Genomic DNA, 16062 nt, shown 5'->3' on the forward strand with positions numbered 1-16062 from the left:
ACTGGCGGCCTTACATCGTGAGACGTTCCCATTCTCCCTTCCCCACCCGCATGCCTACGGGCGGGGAAGGCGGCAAATCAATCACCGTCTCTAACGCTGATCCTGTTTCGCCAGCCAGACCAACTGCTTGAGGCTGGCAGAGTAATAATCATCCTTGTCGTCAATCTGCGGCGCCTCCTGCGGTTCACCCAGCGTCAGATCGCGCACCGCCAGCAGACCGCCGGCCATATACCAGGGGGCCACCTCGTTGGTGCTGACGTTGATCCACGCCGGGGTTTGCAGACGCGGGTAACTCTGCATCCAGGCCTTCCACGGCACGAGCAAAGCGCTTTGCGGATCGGCCCACGAGAGATACAGCGGGATACGAATCGCATCGAAACTCATCCGCGGCGGCCACTCTTTGGCTGGCAGCATCTTGCCATCCGCCCGCAGCGCCACCCAGTCGCTGGGCAGGTGTGATTTCCCCCACCCCATCTGCCCCAGCAGCGCCTGTCCGTCGGTCTGCAATGTCCGCCAGGCGGTCAGATGCGTCCGCTCCGCGAAGGCGCGCCAGGCCGGGAAGATGAAATAGGAGGGATTAAGGTTCAGATGGTCGTTGAGATTGAACCCTTTCACGCCCGGGAGCATCACCTGACGACCGGCGAAGGTCACCACCGTATATTTCAGCAGGGAGGCGGTGATGGCATCCGAGGCAATCGCGTAGCGCTTGTCCTGCCACTGCTTTTGCGCACGCAACAGCGCCCAGGCGATGAGAGTATCACCATCAGAGGCGTTGTTTTTATCGGCGATAGGGTCCGGCGCCACCGGGTTATAACGCCAGTAAAACAGCCCGTTAGACTTATCGCGCAGGGTGCTGTCCGTCCACTGCCACAGCTTGTCGAACGCCGGGCGATCGTTATTCGCCACCGCCAGGAGCATGGCAAAGCCCTGACCTTCCGTATGCGACACATTGCCATTGGCGGTATCAATGATACGGCCGTCCGGCATCATAAAACGGGCCTTATAGCGCTCCCAGGCCGTATCCGCCCACGCCCGGGGCACCAGCATCACTGCCGTTGTCACTATCACCGCCACTAAAGCACGCAGGGGCATACATTCACTCATTATGGATGGTAGTAAAGAAACTGAACGTCAGAGACAGAGAACACCCGCTCACGTTGTAAAACGACATGAGCACTGCCTCCCTGACTCTGCAGCCAGCGAGAATATAACCCCTCCAGTATGGCACAGAACGCGTTGCACCAGCGCACGCGTCCCGCGTCGTCCCGGCTGACCGGCAACGCCTGATGGCGCAGGCGCAGGCCATCCTCACCGACATCAATCGTCACCACGCCCCAGTGGAAATGGGTCAGCAGCCGGTTGATATTCGCCTCCAGCTCTCCCACCGTCTCCGACGCCGGCAGCGGATGGGTCTCCGCCAGCGAGGCGCCCATCTGACGCAGGAAGGGCTGGCTTTCCAGCTCGCCGGCATTATTTAACATACCTTCGACCATAATCACCAACAGATCGAACCATCCGGCAGGCGTCTGCTGCTGCTGGAACCAGGTCGTGACCACCGGGTTATTGTTCTCCGTCATCATCAATGATCTCCCAACATATAGCGGATATAGAGCCCGGCGGTACTTTCGTTATAATCCCCGAAGGTGTCATAGCCAATCTGGCCCCCCAGCGTCATCTGTTTGTTAACCTTGTAGTCCGCCCCGGCGCGCAGGGTATAGCCGATGCCGCTCTTCGAGGTCGCGGAATAGTAGGCTTCCTTGGCAAACCCATTGCTCACCGCCGTCTCCAGGGTCTGCTGCCACTCCGAATTGGTCGGGAAATAGGCGCTCTTATCCTGACTGTAAGACTGGTAGCCCACCGAGCCGCCAAGCTTCATGGTCCAGTTATCATATTTCTCCGTCAGACTGACCGGCAGCGACACGCTGACATAGTTTTGCGGGCTAAAGTAGCCCCCCTGACCATAGGTGAAGTAGCTGAGGTTCTTGGAATAATCCATATAGCTCATGCTCAACCCGGTCTGTAACTGGCGATATTCGTCATGATAGGGCCGCAGATAGACCCCGGCATTGGCGTTAATGCTGGTGTTGCTGGCGACGTTCTGCCCCAGGTAGCTGTATCCGCCACCGCCGACATAGAAGCCCGCGTCGCCGTCGTCATAGCTCAGCTGCAGGGTGCCGCCGTTTTTCGTCACCTGCCCCCAGGTTTTACCGGAATAGGCGTCTTTCAGACCAACGTAAGAAAGCAGGCTGTCGGTCAGTGAGCGGCGTTCGCCGGTCAGGATCAGCGACAGGTAGTTGCTCAGCTTAGGCGACCATTTCACCCCACCGACAACGGTATTGAGATCCTGGCCCAGCGGCGTGCTGCCAATATCGACGCGATAATCGTCACCGCTTAACGCCAGCGCCAGCTCGACGCCGTTAGCCTTCTGCGAATCGGTTGAGCCGCTGGTCTGGTCAACGTTCGGCTTAAGGCTGGAAGAGGCCAGATAGCTGGCGACCTGTCCCGAATCATAGCTCCCGAGCTTCGCCAGGTTTTCCATCCCGCTGCTGGTGGTCGGATTGAAATCTGCCGCATTCAGGGTGCCCAGGCCGCTTAAGGCTTCGGCCCCCGGATTGCTGGCAAAATAGGCCGTCCGCTCCGCCTCGGTCATCGAGGCGATCGCCGCCTGCTCGCTGGTGGCGGTACTCACCATATTGGAGACCGCGTTAGCCAGCGGGTTGGCGCCGTAGCGACGCCAGGCGTCGCCGCTGGCGGTTCCGGCGTTCAACGACACCGGGGTGACGGTAAAGTCAAAGCGCGAATCGCCAAATGGCGAAGAAGACCAGGTCAGCGGCGTCCGGAGCTCCGTCAGCTTGCTGGTACCCGATTCGCCGTCGCGCCCGCGCACGTCCATACCGCCCTGCAGCCAGCTGCCGGTTTTCTCCTGCAGAGACTCCATCATGGTGTCAACCTGGCGCAGCATCCGCGTCTCGGCGGTGTCCACTGGCAGATCGGGGCGCTGGATCCCCGGCAGCGTGGAACCGGGCGCGGCGGCCGACTGGGCGACCTGCCACGGCATATACTGTCCGTAGGTGGAAGCGGTCCGCGTCGGCGCCGACGTTTGCGACACGCCGATAAAGGGGTTGTCTGCCGCCAGCACCCCGCCGACGGTTGGCGTTTCGCTGCTGTTGGTGCTTTGCATACCCAGCAGTTTGCCCCGGGCGCTACGCAGGTAGGTCATCGCCTGCTGATGATGGCCCTGCGCCTCTGCGACTCTCGCCAGCAGCAGTAAGCGATCCGGGGAGTTATCCTGGCGCAAACCGCCGGCCAGCTGTTCGGCACGATCGTTGTTCCCCGCCGACAGCGCCACGTCGATGGCCCCGGCGCGCGCATCCTGGTTCGGCGTATCGCGCGTCATCAGGTAGTCATAAACCACCCCGGCCTCTTTATTCATTTTGCCGCTCTGGTACAACCGCGCCATCGCGAACATCAGATCGGTATTCTGCGGGTCGCTTTGCATGGCGCGGATCAGCTTGTCATACGCCGCGGCGTAGTTGCCCTGCTCACGCAGGCGATCGGCTTCGTTGATCACATAGCCATTGCGAATGCTCGCCAGCTGCGTCGGCGTACTGCTGGCCTGCAGCTGCGGATTGCTGAGCAGGTTCTGCGCCTCGCCGGTCAGCCCGGCCTGATTCAGCACCGCAATCTGATCGGCGTAATCACCGGCGTTGCCGGACACCCCGCTGCTGATATTGTTGCGCACCAGCGAGACCGCGGTAGTCAGATCGCCGCTCTCGGCCAGCAGCCGCGCCAGCTTGCCGGCGTCCGCCGGGGCTTTCGGCGGCGTGGAGGCCATCGCCCGCAGGGTATTGCTGGCGGCAGTGCGGTTGCCCTGCGCCAGATAGTTTTCGGCGGTCGCCAGCTGCAGGTTGTAGTTCACCCGCTGGCGTAAATCGCGCATGTCGCTGGTCTGGCTGCCGCCGGGAATGCGCGCCAGCAGCGTCTGCGCCTGCTGCCAGGCGCCGTTTTCGCTGGCAAACAGGGCGGCGGCATACAGCGCATTGTTGCTGGCGCCGGGGCGATAGGCCGCCGACATCAGCGAAGAGGCCTCGCTGCCGTTACCCGATTTTTGCAACAGCCGGGCCAGATCAAGGCGCAGCCAGGGATCGTCCGGATAGCGGGCGACGCCTTCGCGCAGAGTGGCAATCGCGCCGCCTGGGTTACCGCTGCTGACCTGCGCCTGGGCCTGACGGCGCACGGCATCGCCCGGCATACCGGCCACCACCCGCGGCTGCAGTTTTTGCTGCAGGCTCTGCGGGAGCGTCTGCAGCATCGCCTGCGCCTCGGCGGATTTATTCTGTTCGCGCAGCACGTAATAGAGGTTTTCCCGCCCCGCCGCGTTCTGCGGATCGTCGCTTAACAGCGAGCGCAGCGTTTGCTCCGCCTGGGGCAAATCTTTGTTATGCCGCAGTACATCAGCGCGGAACAGCTTCGCCGAGGCGCCCCGCGCCCCGCTCTGCTGCGCCAGCGGCGCGGAGAGCGCCAGCGCTTGGCTGATATTGCCCTGCTTATAGGCCTGCTGAGCCTGCGCCAGCTGGCCGTAGAACAGCGCATCGGCCGCCTGCTGACGACGGGTCGCCGAGGCGTCGCCGCCGAGATCCGCCGCCCGGCTCAGATACTGCGACGCGGCCTGGTAGTCGCCGCTGCGCTGCGCGATATAGCCCATGCCCGCCAGCGCATCGGCATCCTGCGGGTTGGTCTGCAGCACCTCTTCAAATTGCTGCTTCGCGGCGGCGGTATTGCCGCTGTTCAGATTGGCGTAGCCCTGGCCGCGCGCCTGACCGCTGCGCCGTTCGCGAAAGTAATTCTGAACTTCGCTATCCTGCGGATGCCGCTGCATCCAGGTATCGTAATACTGCTCATCCCCGGCCTGCGGGCCCAGCCAGAGCAGCGCCTGACGCAAGCCGCTGTCCGCCTCTTTATTGCCGCTGGCCATCGGCTCGAGCAGAGCGATCCCTTCCCGGCGGGTCTCTTCCCGCCAGGTTAAGGCTTTGCCCAGCGCCACCCGCGGGGCGTTCTCCTGCGGATGCTGGGCCACGTACTGGCGCAGTTCGCTGATGGCCTGCGGATAAAGCGATTTGTCGCTGGCCATGGTCAGGTAATATTCCGCCGCCAGCCCGGCAGGCGGCGTATTGCCATTAAACATGCTGCGCCAGGTCGCCAGCGCCCCGGGAATATTGCCGCCGCGCGCCTGCTGGCGGGCCAGACTGAGCTGCCCCTGCGGCACCTGCGACATCTTTTTAGCGTTGTCTAAATCCTGCAGCCCCGGGCTGTCCGGCGCCGCTTTCGCCAGCCGGGCGCGCCACTGCGCCGCCGCCTGCATATCGCCACCCTGCTGCGACCAGAGCGCCATCAGATACAGCGCCTGGGTGTTATTGGCATCGACCGAAAGCACCTTCTGCAGGGACTCCATCGCCAGTTCGTCATGGGATTTCTCATGCCAGTAGTTGGCCTGGGCGAACAGCGCCTGCAGCGCCGCGTCGTTACCTGCCGCCAGCGCGCCGCCAGAAGCACCGAGAGTCAACGCGCCGGTGAGGCAGAACGTCGTGAGCCGGCGGGAGGTTTTCATCGTTATTGTTATCTTTCTTTTCATTAGTTATCCCCCGAACCCAGACGCTTACGGGCATGACGTTTAAACATCGCGGTCAGCGCCAGTCCCATTATCGAGGTGGCAATCAGCCCCAGCACCGCCAGGAAACCGGAATGCTGGCTGGCATACCAGACAGCCATCATGTACCACGGCATCTGACCGCTGGGGAACGGCGTGCTGACCTGGAAGCTGCGCACCCCGTTATCACTGGTGATCACCGCGGTATCGCCACGGATCCCGGCGTTGATACGCGGCGAGTCCAGATCGGTCTTCAGTCGCGCCAGCTGGTCATCATTGCTGGCCATCGCCACCACCACCAGGCGAGTCGCGTTCCACGGCGAACGATAGCTGATGAACCCGCGCCAGGCGCTGCTGGACGAGAAGTAGCGATCGGCATCGAGGCTGGCCGAGGTCCAGTCGCCGGTGAGCCGACGCTGCACTTTTTGCCACAGGTCAGGCTCACGGACGCTCAGTGTGTTATCCACCGGACGATACGGTGAATCAGCCAGCAGGCTCTGGTTAAAGGCCTGCTGATCGAGAGCGGTGACTGCCAGCACGTCACGTTCGCGCAGCGACTGCAGATCCGCGCCACCGGTCGGCATCCCGAGCACGACGCGGTTATTCGCCAGCGCAGTGCCGGTCGCATTTCCGGAGCGCGCCGCCAGATTCAGCAGGGTGGCCACCTGGGTCTCAGACGGGTCCGCCGGCAGCATAAGCGTCGTTTGCGAATAGTCCGCCAGTCGCGAGAAAGGGAATGAGGCGCCAACGAAATAGGAGAGGTTTGGCAGCAGCGAGAAGTGTCGCGTTTTGCTCAAATCAATCCAGGAATCGTCAGTGATCCGGCTCTTGATATTGTTATTCAGCAGTACCGAGCACGGAACATCATCCTTCGGCACCACATTGAAGTACATCGACAGCTGGTTATCGCCGTAGATCAGGTAGGGCGCCAGCGGGATGGTAAAGCGCTCCTGGCGCGCATCCCCCCCGAGGTGGCGCCAGACTTTCTCCAGCGGCCCCTGCTTGTTCATCGCCAGGTTATTGAGGAAGGTACCGTTGAGCGTGACGCTCAACAGGGACTTGTCCTCATTAATCCAGCTTTCCGACGGGAAGCGGTAGCCAACCTGCAGCGGGATCGTCTCGCCATCCCAGAGATAGAGGTCGGGCGCGGCGCGAAAGGCGATACGTAAAGGCTCATGCCAGACGCCGCTGACGGTCGGGCTTTGATCCTTACGCAATAGTTCGCTGAGCCTGACCGGACGATCGGTGGGGATCCAGCGCGGCGCATCGTACGCTTTACCAACCGGGATGATCTGCGGTTCGACATCCAGCGTGGCGGTTTGCGGGGCGAAGTTGCCGCGGGTCAAACGCCAGGCGGCCATGCGCAGCGCGGTATCGTTTTTACCGACAATCAGCAGTAGCTTATAGGCCGGATTGGCAGGGTTAGCGATGACGCGCAGCAGCGGTTTATCGGTTTCCGGCAGCGTCATGCCGCCCACCTGCTCGCCCGGATGGCCAATCACAATACCATGGCGTTCCGGCAGGCGATCGCGCAGGGCGCTGAAGGCGATGCCGCGATAGTCCGCCTGGATACCCAGCCATGAAGAGACCAGCGCCGCGGCGCTGAAGACGTCAGCTGAGGGCTTCGCCCCATAGGCGACCGCGATGTCCGCCGGGGTCATCTGCATGCTGTCAAAGAAGGGACGCGGGAAGTGGCTCAGGTCGTCGCTGATGTTCAGTTGCTGGCTTTCCCAGCTGAAATGCGACGTGGGCAGCACCGTCACCCGCGACGAATCATGGATGTCACGCTGGCACTGCAGGGTATCGCCATCGTTGATCTTCACGCTCAGGTTATTGCTGGAGACCATCAGCGCGGGCGGAATATCCAGCTGATAATGGGAGACATCCTCGCCATCAGCACCCAGCGGCAGGGTGCCGAGGGGCTGACCGTTGAGCATCAGCTGCAGGGTGGCGTTGCGGCTCGCCATTTCCGGCGATACGCGGACGGCAAGGCTGAGCTGGGAATGGATCACCACCTGGTCGGAAGGCAGCGTAAAGCTAACGCCCCCCTGCCGCTGGCCGCCGCTGAGGATAATGCCATCCGGCATCCCCATTTGCGCCAGATTCAGATCGCCTCCCCAAACCGGGGCGACGGGGATGACAGCGGGCGCAACCGTGTCGCTCACCGGCGGGGTTACTGCGGGCATCTCAGGCACAGGCGTTGTCAACGCCGCATCGCCTGCGGGGGCGGGCGCTACCGCTGGCGTGGCCTCTTCCGGAGCGGCCGCCGGAGGTTCGTCACCGGGCTCATTGTCCGCCGCGCCGTTGAGCTGCGGAAAACTCAGCGGGGCTGAAGCGCCAGTAGCCGGCTCTTCACTGTGCAGCGCAGGCGCAGAGAACATCCCTGCCAGCAGCGCCAGCGTCGTTAATCGCTTCATAACGTCCCATCCTCCTGCGCCGTTTTCGCCACAGCCGTCCGGCTGCGCTGGCTGCGACGGGTTTTCCACGTCAACCAGAACAGTTCGAACACGCAGCGCAAAATGGTGAAGAAGGAGCGGAACGGGTTATCCTGCGGGCGCGGCGGATTAATCCAGGCATCCGCGCGGGCCAGCACCACCCGCACCAGTTCACGGCGGCGTGAGAGAGGAATATCTTCATCAAACTTGAGGCGCAGGAAGCGCTCATCCGAGGTGACCAGCTGAGCCGGGATGGAGATAGCCCCGGACTGCAGGATCAGCTCAATCTCTTCGATATCATCCTCCAGATGGCGCATATCCGGCGCGGCCACGCGGCAGCCGCCCATCGACAGGTCCGCGGTATGGCTGCGGGAAACGATACCGCTGGCGTAATGGATCACCACCGGAATGTCGACATCGATACGAATGGTTTTTCGCACCTGCCGCGTTTCGCGCGCTACGGCAATCGCCGCCAGCAGGAAGATCAGACTGTAGATCCCCCACCCGACGTTGAGGGCGATAACGTTGGGATCCGAGCCAAAGTAGTCATGGCCAATCGCCCGGACGATGCCGACCACCACCCCCAGGGCTAGCAGGCAGGCCACCACCAGGTGCGGGCGCACCACGGTGAAATCGAAGTAACCGACGTCAAGCAGCCCACCCTTATCGGTAACGTTGAATTTGCCGCGTTTGGGGAAAATCATCGTCACCAGAGTCGGCAGCACCAGGTGGAAGGCCAGCACAATATCGTAGATCTCCCCCCAAAAGCTGTAGCGATAGCGGCCGTTCATTCGCGAACCAACGTAAATAGCGAGGAACAGATGCGGCAGGGCATAGGAGACAATCAGGCTCGCTGAAGAGTAAATAATATTGAGGTTAAACAGCAGATAAGCCAGCGGGGCGGTGACAAACACCACCCTCGGGAGCGCGAACTGGTAGTAGAGCATGGCGCTCAGGTAGCACAAGCGCTGCTGGAAGGTCAGGCCGCGACCAAACAGGGGATTATCGACGCGAAAGATCTGCGTCATCCCGCGCGCCCAGCGGGTTCGCTGGATGACGTGCACCACCAGACGTTCGGTGGCGAGACCAGCCGCCAGCGGAATATCGAGAAAGGCCGACTTCCATCCCAGACGCTGAAACTTCAGCGCCGTATGGGCATCTTCGGTCACCGTTTCGACAGCGAAACCGCCGATCTGCGCCAGCGCCTCGCGGCGGATCACCGCGCAGGAGCCGCAGAAAAAGGTGGCGTTCCAGTTGTCGTTCCCCTGCTGAATCGGGCCATAGAACAACATCCCTTCGTTCGGGATGTTGCGCCCCACGGAGAGGTTACGTTCAAACGGGTCAGGGGAATAGAAATAGTGCGGCGTCTGCACCAGAGCCAGCATCGGATCTTTCAGGAAACCGCCGACGGTGGCCTGCAGGAAGACGCGCGTGGCGACGTGGTCGCAGTCGAAAACGCAGATAAGCTCCCCGTGGGTCAGGGTCAGCGCATGGTTAAGGTTCCCCGCTTTGGCGTGCTTATTGTCGTTACGGGTGATATAGCCCACGCCGACGTCGGCGGCGAACACGGCAAACTCACTGCGTTTGCCATCATCCAGAAGATAGATCTTCATTTTATCTTTTGGATAATCAATGCATTGTGCCGCCAGGACGGTATCGCGCACCACCTCTAACGGTTCGTTATAGCTCGGGATATAGATATCGACCGTCGGCCACTTACTCATATCATCCGGCAGTGGAACAATGCCGCGCTTCAGCGGCCAGACCGTCTGCAGGTAGTTAAGCAGCAGCATCACCCAGATATAAACTTCCGCCAGAAAGAGTCCCATCCCGAGAATGGCTTCAATGGATGAGTTGAAGTGCAGGGTCTGCGTGAGGCGAAAATACATGTAACGCGTGGACATCAGCAGCGACGTGACGACCATAATGACCGATACGCTGCGGCGCTTGCTGAAGCCCATCAGAAAGAGAATACCGATACTAAGCAGACCAAAAATATACTGCTTTTGGCTGTCCATCGGCGTGATCACCACCAGCACGGCGACGGGAGACAGCACCAGCGCCAGCAACCAAAAAAGAGATTTTTTCATTCAGCAGCCCTGCAATAAGTTAAAGCCCTGACATGCGTGGCTGGCTGTGCACCGTGCCATCGCCAATATGGATACCCAACAGCGAAGATATTTTTTTAGCCATGATTTCAATATCAAAGGCCGCTGCGGAGGAGGCGTTGAAGTCCAGGATCGACTTCTGCGAGGCATTAGCCTCTACCACGCTTTCATCACGATGGATCACGCCAAGCAGTCGCTCGCCCAGTTTCTCTTCCATCAGGCTGGTGACGTCCCGGCTGACCTGGCGACGGCTATCGCTTTGGTTTATGACGAAATAGTGCCCGTGCTTATGATTCAGCGCCCCGCCGGTCAGGCGCTGTTTTTCCACGTGCGCCAGGGTCGACATCGAGGCGGTATCCGCCAGCAGCGGGATCAGATGCAGGTCCGCCAGCCCCGTCAGGGCCTTCAGCGCCGGTGAAGGCCCTGGCGGCATATCGGCGATGGTGATAAGCCCGGGATAGTTGAGCAGCGCCGACAGACCGCGCTGGAGAAAATGGTCATTGTGGGTCAGTTGCTCATCAAACGCCTGACGCTGCGCCTCGCTCACTTCGCCGTAAGGCAGGACGAAAATATTGCTGCCGGCGCTCAGCACACACTGGCTCCAGTCATGCAGTTCCAGCGCCTTCGCCACGTAGCCCCGCTCATCGCTCAGCGGCACGCCAAAATGCAAACGCAGCGCGTTCTGGACGTCAAAATCCAGCGCCAGGACTTTGCTGCCAGTCCGCGCCAGCGAATAAGCTAAATTGGCCGCAAGGGTCGTTTTCCCCACGCCACCTTTCGGTGAACAGACGCAAATCAACGGCATGTAGCGATCCTTTCCAGAAGAGATTTCAAAGGCTGGTCTTTATTTTTCGCCACCGGCTCCGCGGTTTTTGCCGCGAACAGGTGGGCATAGTTGTCGGCGCCCGGCGCAGGCCGCGGGGCCATCCTCGGCGGCGGGGACATCACCGGTTCAGGTACTGGCGTCGCTGCCAAGGGCTCTGACGTCATCGCCGGCGCCGGAGCGACAGGTTCCGGCATTGCAGGTTCTGCGACCGGCAGTGGGATCGCGGCAATAACTGGGGGGACTGGCGCAACCGGAGGTGATGCTGGCGCGGCGACCACAGGGTCGACACGCTGGAAGAGATCCGCAGGCACGGGCTGCGGCAGCGGCGCGGAGACCGACCCTCCCAGCGCCAGAGAAGCGGGTTTCCCGGCGTCGGGATTCAGCTGATTGAGGATCGCCCAATCCCCATGTTCCCGCGTGGCGGCTTGCGAAGAAAGATCCTGAAATTTGAGGTTTTGCGTCCGCGTTTTTTCTTGAAAGCGCTGCAGATCATCATAATGGTTCATTGATAACCTCATGATTTTAAAAATTTCATATTAAGTTTGTTGTTATTTTCTGGGTATATTAAAAATATCGTGACGCTTCTGGTATGGCAGATAAAGCGCCGGTGGTGACGTACCAATACACACGATTGACAGGGTTATAATAGTTTAGAATTTGATTTTTGGGATGATTCCACGGCAGAAGTATCGCTACACTAACACTTCCCTTTCAGAAGGATAGCCCCATTTTTTAGGTATGCGTACATCCTTAACCCCCGCAACCATCGCGCTTCCCAGTCGTTTTTATATAAAAGTATTACGCCATGATGAAATCATAGCGTCAGTTGAGCGAAAGAATAAACCTGAACCATTTTAATTTCTCTTTAATTCTATAAAAATGGACTGAAAGGCTTATTTTTTCGGATAATCGACGAAGAATGCTCCGAGAGTATGGCAGAAACTGCGGTAATGAACGGTGTTGCCAGGTTTCCTCTCCGGCGGAAGAGAAACTCCCGGTCCTGGGACCGGGAGTGTGCCATCAGGCGTGGGGTTTTTGCGGATTCTCATCCTGATCGACGGCAAAGCAGGCTACCAGCTGACCGCCGTAATCCTTAAGCTGCGGCTGAAGCTGGGTGCAGGGACCAAAGCGTCGACGGCAGCGCGCGTTAAAGGCGCAGCCCGGCGGTGGGTTCAGCGGGCTCGGCAGTTCGCCGGTCAGCTTGATCCGCTCGCGCCGATCGTCCGGATTCAGACGCGGCGTCGCCGACAACAGCGCCTGGGTGTACGGATGACGCGGATTGTTGAAGATCTGGTCCTTGGTGCCCTTCTCCACGCAGCGGCCGAGATACATCACCATCACTTCATCAGCGATGTGCTCGACGACCGACAGGTCGTGGGAGATAAACACGTAGGACAGCCCTAAATCCTGCTGCAGATCCATCATCAGGTTCAGCACCTGGGCACGTACCGAAACGTCCAGCGCGGAAACCGGCTCATCGGCAATCACCACGTCCGGATCCAGCATCAACCCGCGGGCAATGGCGATACGCTGGCGCTGACCGCCGGAGAACATATGCGGGTAGCGATCGTAATGCTCGGTTTTCAGGCCGACCTTCGCCATCATCGCCAGCGCTTTTTCACGGCGCTGCTCTTTACTCAGGCTGCTGTTAATCAACAGCGGCTCTTCCAGAATCTGCCCCACTTTTTTTCGCGGGTTTAGCGAACCATACGGGTTCTGGAACACAATCTGGATTTTCTGCCGCCGGAGCTTCTGCGCCTGCGGGTCGTGCTTAAGCAGATCCTGCCCCTGATAATACAGCTCACCGCCGGTGGGGATCTCAATCATTGTCAGCAGACGACCGAGGGTCGATTTGCCGCAGCCCGACTCTCCCACCACCGCCAGCGTTTTACCACGCTCAAGGGTAAAGGAGACGCCGTCCAGCGCTTTCACCAGTCGTTCCGGGGCGAATATTCCCTTCTTCACCGGGTAGTGTTTTTTCAGATCAATGGCCTGCAACAGCGGTTGTTGCGTGGCGGCCTTTTGCGTACTCATAATCCAGGCCTCCCGGCATCATCGAGTGGGTAGTGACATTTAGACTGACGGCCGCCGGTAAGATCCGCGAGCGCGGGCTCTTCGCTCCGGCATTTATCCGTGGCATAGGGGCAGCGCGGATTCAGCAGACAGCCGACAGGACGGTCATATTTCCCCGGCACCACGCCCGGCAGCGACGCCAGACGCGCCTTATCCTGGGCGAACTCCGGCAGCGCGCGCAGCAGCGCCTGGGTGTACGGATGACGCGGCGCGCGGAAGATATCCTTCGCATCACCGGTCTCCACCACCTGACCCGCATACATGACGATAATTTTATGCGCCGCCTCGGCCACCAGCGCCAGGTCGTGGGTGATCAGCACCAGCGCCATATTCTCTTGCTGCTGCAACTCCAGCAGCAGCTCGATGATCTGCGCCTGAATAGTCACGTCCAGTGCGGTGGTCGGTTCATCGGCAATCAGCAGTTTTGGCCGACAGGCAATCGCCATCGCGATCATCACGCGCTGACTCATCCCGCCGGAAAGCTGGTGCGGGTAAACGTCGAGCCGCGACGCCGGATCGGGAATGCCCACCAGGTTCAGCAGGTCGATGGCCCGCTGACGGCGAGTTTGCTTATTGCCGCCCTGATGAACTTTGATCGCTTCCATAATCTGGTAGCCGACGGTATAGCACGGATTGAGGCTGGTCATCGGATCCTGGAAGATCATCGCCACTTCCGCCCCCACCAGCTGACGCCGCTCTTTTTCAGAGATGCGCTGCAGGTCGCGGCCATTGAACTCCAGTTTGTCCGCCATCACCCGGCCGGGATAGTCAATCAGGCCCATAATCGCCAGCGAACTGACGGATTTACCGGAACCGGACTCCCCCACAATACCGACCACTTCACCCTGATTCACGCTATAGCTGATGCGGTCTACGGCGCGGAACGGCGCGTTCTCATCGCCGAAATGCACCGATAATTTATCTACATTTAATAACGCCATCTCGAACCTCTTACTGCTTCAGTTTGGGATCGAGCGCGTCACGCAGACCGTCACCCATCAGGTTAAATGCCAGCACCGTCAGCAGGATCGCCACGCCCGGGAAGGTCACCACCCACCAGGCGCTTTGCGCGAACTGCAATACGTCGGAGAGCATGGTGCCCCACTCAGGCGTCGGCGGCTGCGCGCCCATGCCGAGGAACCCCAGCGCTGCCATGTCGAGAATGGCGTTAGAAAAGCCCAGCGACGCCTGAACGATCAGCGGCGCGAGACAGTTGGGAAGAATATTGACGAACATCTGGCGCATCGCGCCGGCGCCCGCTACGCGGGAAGCGGTCACGTAGTCGCGGTTGACCTCCACCAGCACCGCGGCGCGCGTCAGACGCACATAGTGCGGGAGCGCCACGAAGGTTAGCGCCAGCGACGCGTTGACGATAGATGGCCCGAAGATAGCCACCAGCACCAGCGCCAGCAGCAGGCTCGGCAGCGCCAGCATAATATCGACGACGCGCATGATGATGGAATCCACCGCCCCGCCGAAATAGCCCGCCACCAGACCGAGCACCACGCCAAGGATCAGCGACAGGACCACCACCAGGCAGCCCACCAGCAGCGACAGGCGGGCGCCGTACATCAGACGCGACAGAATATCGCGGCCCACGTCGTCGGTGCCGAGCAGATGCGCCAGGCTGCCGCCATCCTGCCAGAACGGCGGCGCCAGCAGCGAATCACGGAACTGATCCGCCGGGTTATACGGGGCGAGGAAGTTGGCGAACACCGCGATGATAATCATCACCGCCACGTATACCAGACCGACGACCGCGCCTTTGTTGCGTTTGAAATAGTGCCAGAACTCCTGCAGCGGGGTCATTGGCACCGGTGCAGCAATCGCTTTATTCTCAGAAACTTGTGACATGATGGCCCCTTACTTCTTATGCCGGATACGCGGGTTCACCACGCCATACAGCAGGTCTACCAGCAGGTTGACGAGGATAATCATCGTCGCCACCAGCAGCACCCCGCCCTGCACCACCGGGTAATCACGACGCTGCAGCGCGTCGATCAGCCAGCGGCCTAAACCAGGCCATGAGAAAATGGTTTCCGTCAGGATGGCGCCCGCCAGCAGCGTGCCCACCTGCAGGCCAATGACCGTGACCACTGGCAGCATCGCGTTGCGCAGCGCATGGACCACAATCACTCGCATCCGGGTCAGCCCTTTGGCGCGCGCGGTACGAATGTAGTCTTCGCCGAGCACTTCCAGCATCGACGAACGGGTCATACGCACAATCACCGCCAGCGGGATGGTGCCCAGCACGATAGCCGGCAGGATCATATGCATTAAGGCGTCAATAAAGTCGCCCTGCTCGCCCCAGATGGCGGTGTCGATCAGCATGAAGCCGGTCAGCGGCAGAGTATCGTCAAGGAACACCGTATCGCTGATACGCCCGGAGACCGGCGTCAGGTTCAACTGCACCGAAACCAGCATAATCAGCATCATGCCCCACCAGAAGATAGGCATGGAGTAGCCGGTCAGCGCCAGACCCACGGCGGTGTGGTCAAAGATGGAGCCGCGTTTTACCGCAGCCAGCACGCCCACCGGAATACCGACGGCGACAGCGAAAATCATCGCGCAAACGCCCAACTCAAGGGTGGCTTTAAAGCGCGGGACAAACTCTTGCCACACGGGAATGCGGCTTTTCAGCGAGATGCCTAAATCACCGTGCAGTACGCCCCAAATGTAATGGGCATATTGCTGCCACAGCGGCTTATCAAGGCCCATTTCGGCCAGCAGCTGCGCGTGACGCTCGGGGGAAATACCACGTTCACCCGCCATAATCATCACCGGATCGCCGGGGATCATATGGACGAAGGCAAAGGTGAGAAGGGTGATACCGATAAATGTCGGGATGACGAGTCCCAGACGTCGGAGAATAAACTGCAACATAACCCGGATTCTCTCTAGTGACGCCCCGCCTGGCGACAGGGCGTCTGTATTGCTCACAAAAGCATTCCCCGGAATAGCGGGAATACGCCC

Annotated in this window: 10 protein-coding genes and 2 pseudogenes; all 12 read right to left on the reverse strand. The window is 60.3% G+C overall.

Going from position 1 to position 16062, the window contains the following annotated elements:
- Nucleotides 1-90 precede the first annotated feature (90 nt).
- Nucleotides 91-1092 carry a glycosyl hydrolase family 8 gene (locus tag SPE70_RS24880; protein WP_044650130.1) on the reverse strand — a complete coding sequence of 334 codons (1002 nt, stop codon included), beginning with the start codon at nucleotides 1090-1092 and terminating at the stop codon, nucleotides 91-93.
- An 11-nt stretch (nucleotides 1093-1103) separates the two neighbouring features.
- On the reverse strand, nucleotides 1104-1580 hold the full coding sequence (bcsD, locus tag SPE70_RS24885) for a cellulose biosynthesis protein BcsD (protein ID WP_008806909.1): 477 nt from the start codon (nucleotides 1578-1580) through the stop codon (nucleotides 1104-1106).
- Nucleotides 1580-5632, reverse strand: a complete 4053-nt coding sequence (locus tag SPE70_RS24890) for a cellulose biosynthesis protein BcsC (RefSeq protein WP_064170595.1) — start codon at nucleotides 5630-5632, stop codon at nucleotides 1580-1582. Before SPE70_RS24890 ends, bcsD begins: the two co-directional genes overlap by 1 nt.
- Complete coding sequence (gene bcsB / locus SPE70_RS24895; protein WP_064170596.1) at nucleotides 5632-8064, reverse strand: cellulose biosynthesis cyclic di-GMP-binding regulatory protein BcsB; 2433 nt, start codon at nucleotides 8062-8064, stop codon at nucleotides 5632-5634. Before bcsB ends, SPE70_RS24890 begins: the two co-directional genes overlap by 1 nt.
- Nucleotides 8061-10172, reverse strand: a complete 2112-nt coding sequence (gene bcsA / locus SPE70_RS24900) for a UDP-forming cellulose synthase catalytic subunit (RefSeq protein WP_008806906.1) — start codon at nucleotides 10170-10172, stop codon at nucleotides 8061-8063. The genes bcsB and bcsA overlap by 4 nt, the downstream gene beginning before the upstream one ends.
- A gap of 19 nt (nucleotides 10173-10191) precedes the next feature.
- A pseudogene (locus SPE70_RS24905) lies at nucleotides 10192-10984 on the reverse strand (cellulose synthase operon protein YhjQ/BcsQ).
- A gap of 1 nt (nucleotide 10985) precedes the next feature.
- Nucleotides 10986-11522, reverse strand: a complete 537-nt coding sequence (bcsO, locus tag SPE70_RS24910; RefSeq protein ID WP_016161937.1) for a cellulose biosynthesis protein BcsO — start codon at nucleotides 11520-11522, stop codon at nucleotides 10986-10988.
- Between the two features lie 316 nt (nucleotides 11523-11838).
- Nucleotides 11839-12012: pseudogene (locus SPE70_RS24915) on the reverse strand (hypothetical protein); the annotation flags it as partial.
- Between the two features lie 24 nt (nucleotides 12013-12036).
- Nucleotides 12037-13050: a dipeptide ABC transporter ATP-binding subunit DppF gene (gene dppF / locus SPE70_RS24920; RefSeq protein ID WP_008806903.1), complete on the reverse strand. Its 1014-nt coding sequence runs from the start codon at nucleotides 13048-13050 to the stop codon at nucleotides 12037-12039.
- Nucleotides 13047-14030: a dipeptide ABC transporter ATP-binding protein gene (gene dppD, locus SPE70_RS24925; protein ID WP_012540347.1), complete on the reverse strand. Its 984-nt coding sequence runs from the start codon at nucleotides 14028-14030 to the stop codon at nucleotides 13047-13049. Before dppD ends, dppF begins: the two co-directional genes overlap by 4 nt.
- Before the next feature lie 10 nt (nucleotides 14031-14040).
- Nucleotides 14041-14943: a dipeptide ABC transporter permease DppC gene (gene dppC / locus SPE70_RS24930; protein WP_012967081.1), complete on the reverse strand. Its 903-nt coding sequence runs from the start codon at nucleotides 14941-14943 to the stop codon at nucleotides 14041-14043.
- A 9-nt stretch (nucleotides 14944-14952) separates the two neighbouring features.
- Nucleotides 14953-15972, reverse strand: coding sequence for a dipeptide ABC transporter permease DppB (dppB, locus tag SPE70_RS24935; protein ID WP_008806900.1), 1020 nt, complete (start codon nucleotides 15970-15972; stop codon nucleotides 14953-14955).
- Nucleotides 15973-16062 lie beyond the last annotated feature (90 nt).

It is taken from the genome of Klebsiella sp. ZJOU C1 (assembly GCF_035620215.1).
GTDB lineage: Bacteria > Pseudomonadota > Gammaproteobacteria > Enterobacterales > Enterobacteriaceae > Klebsiella > Klebsiella variicola.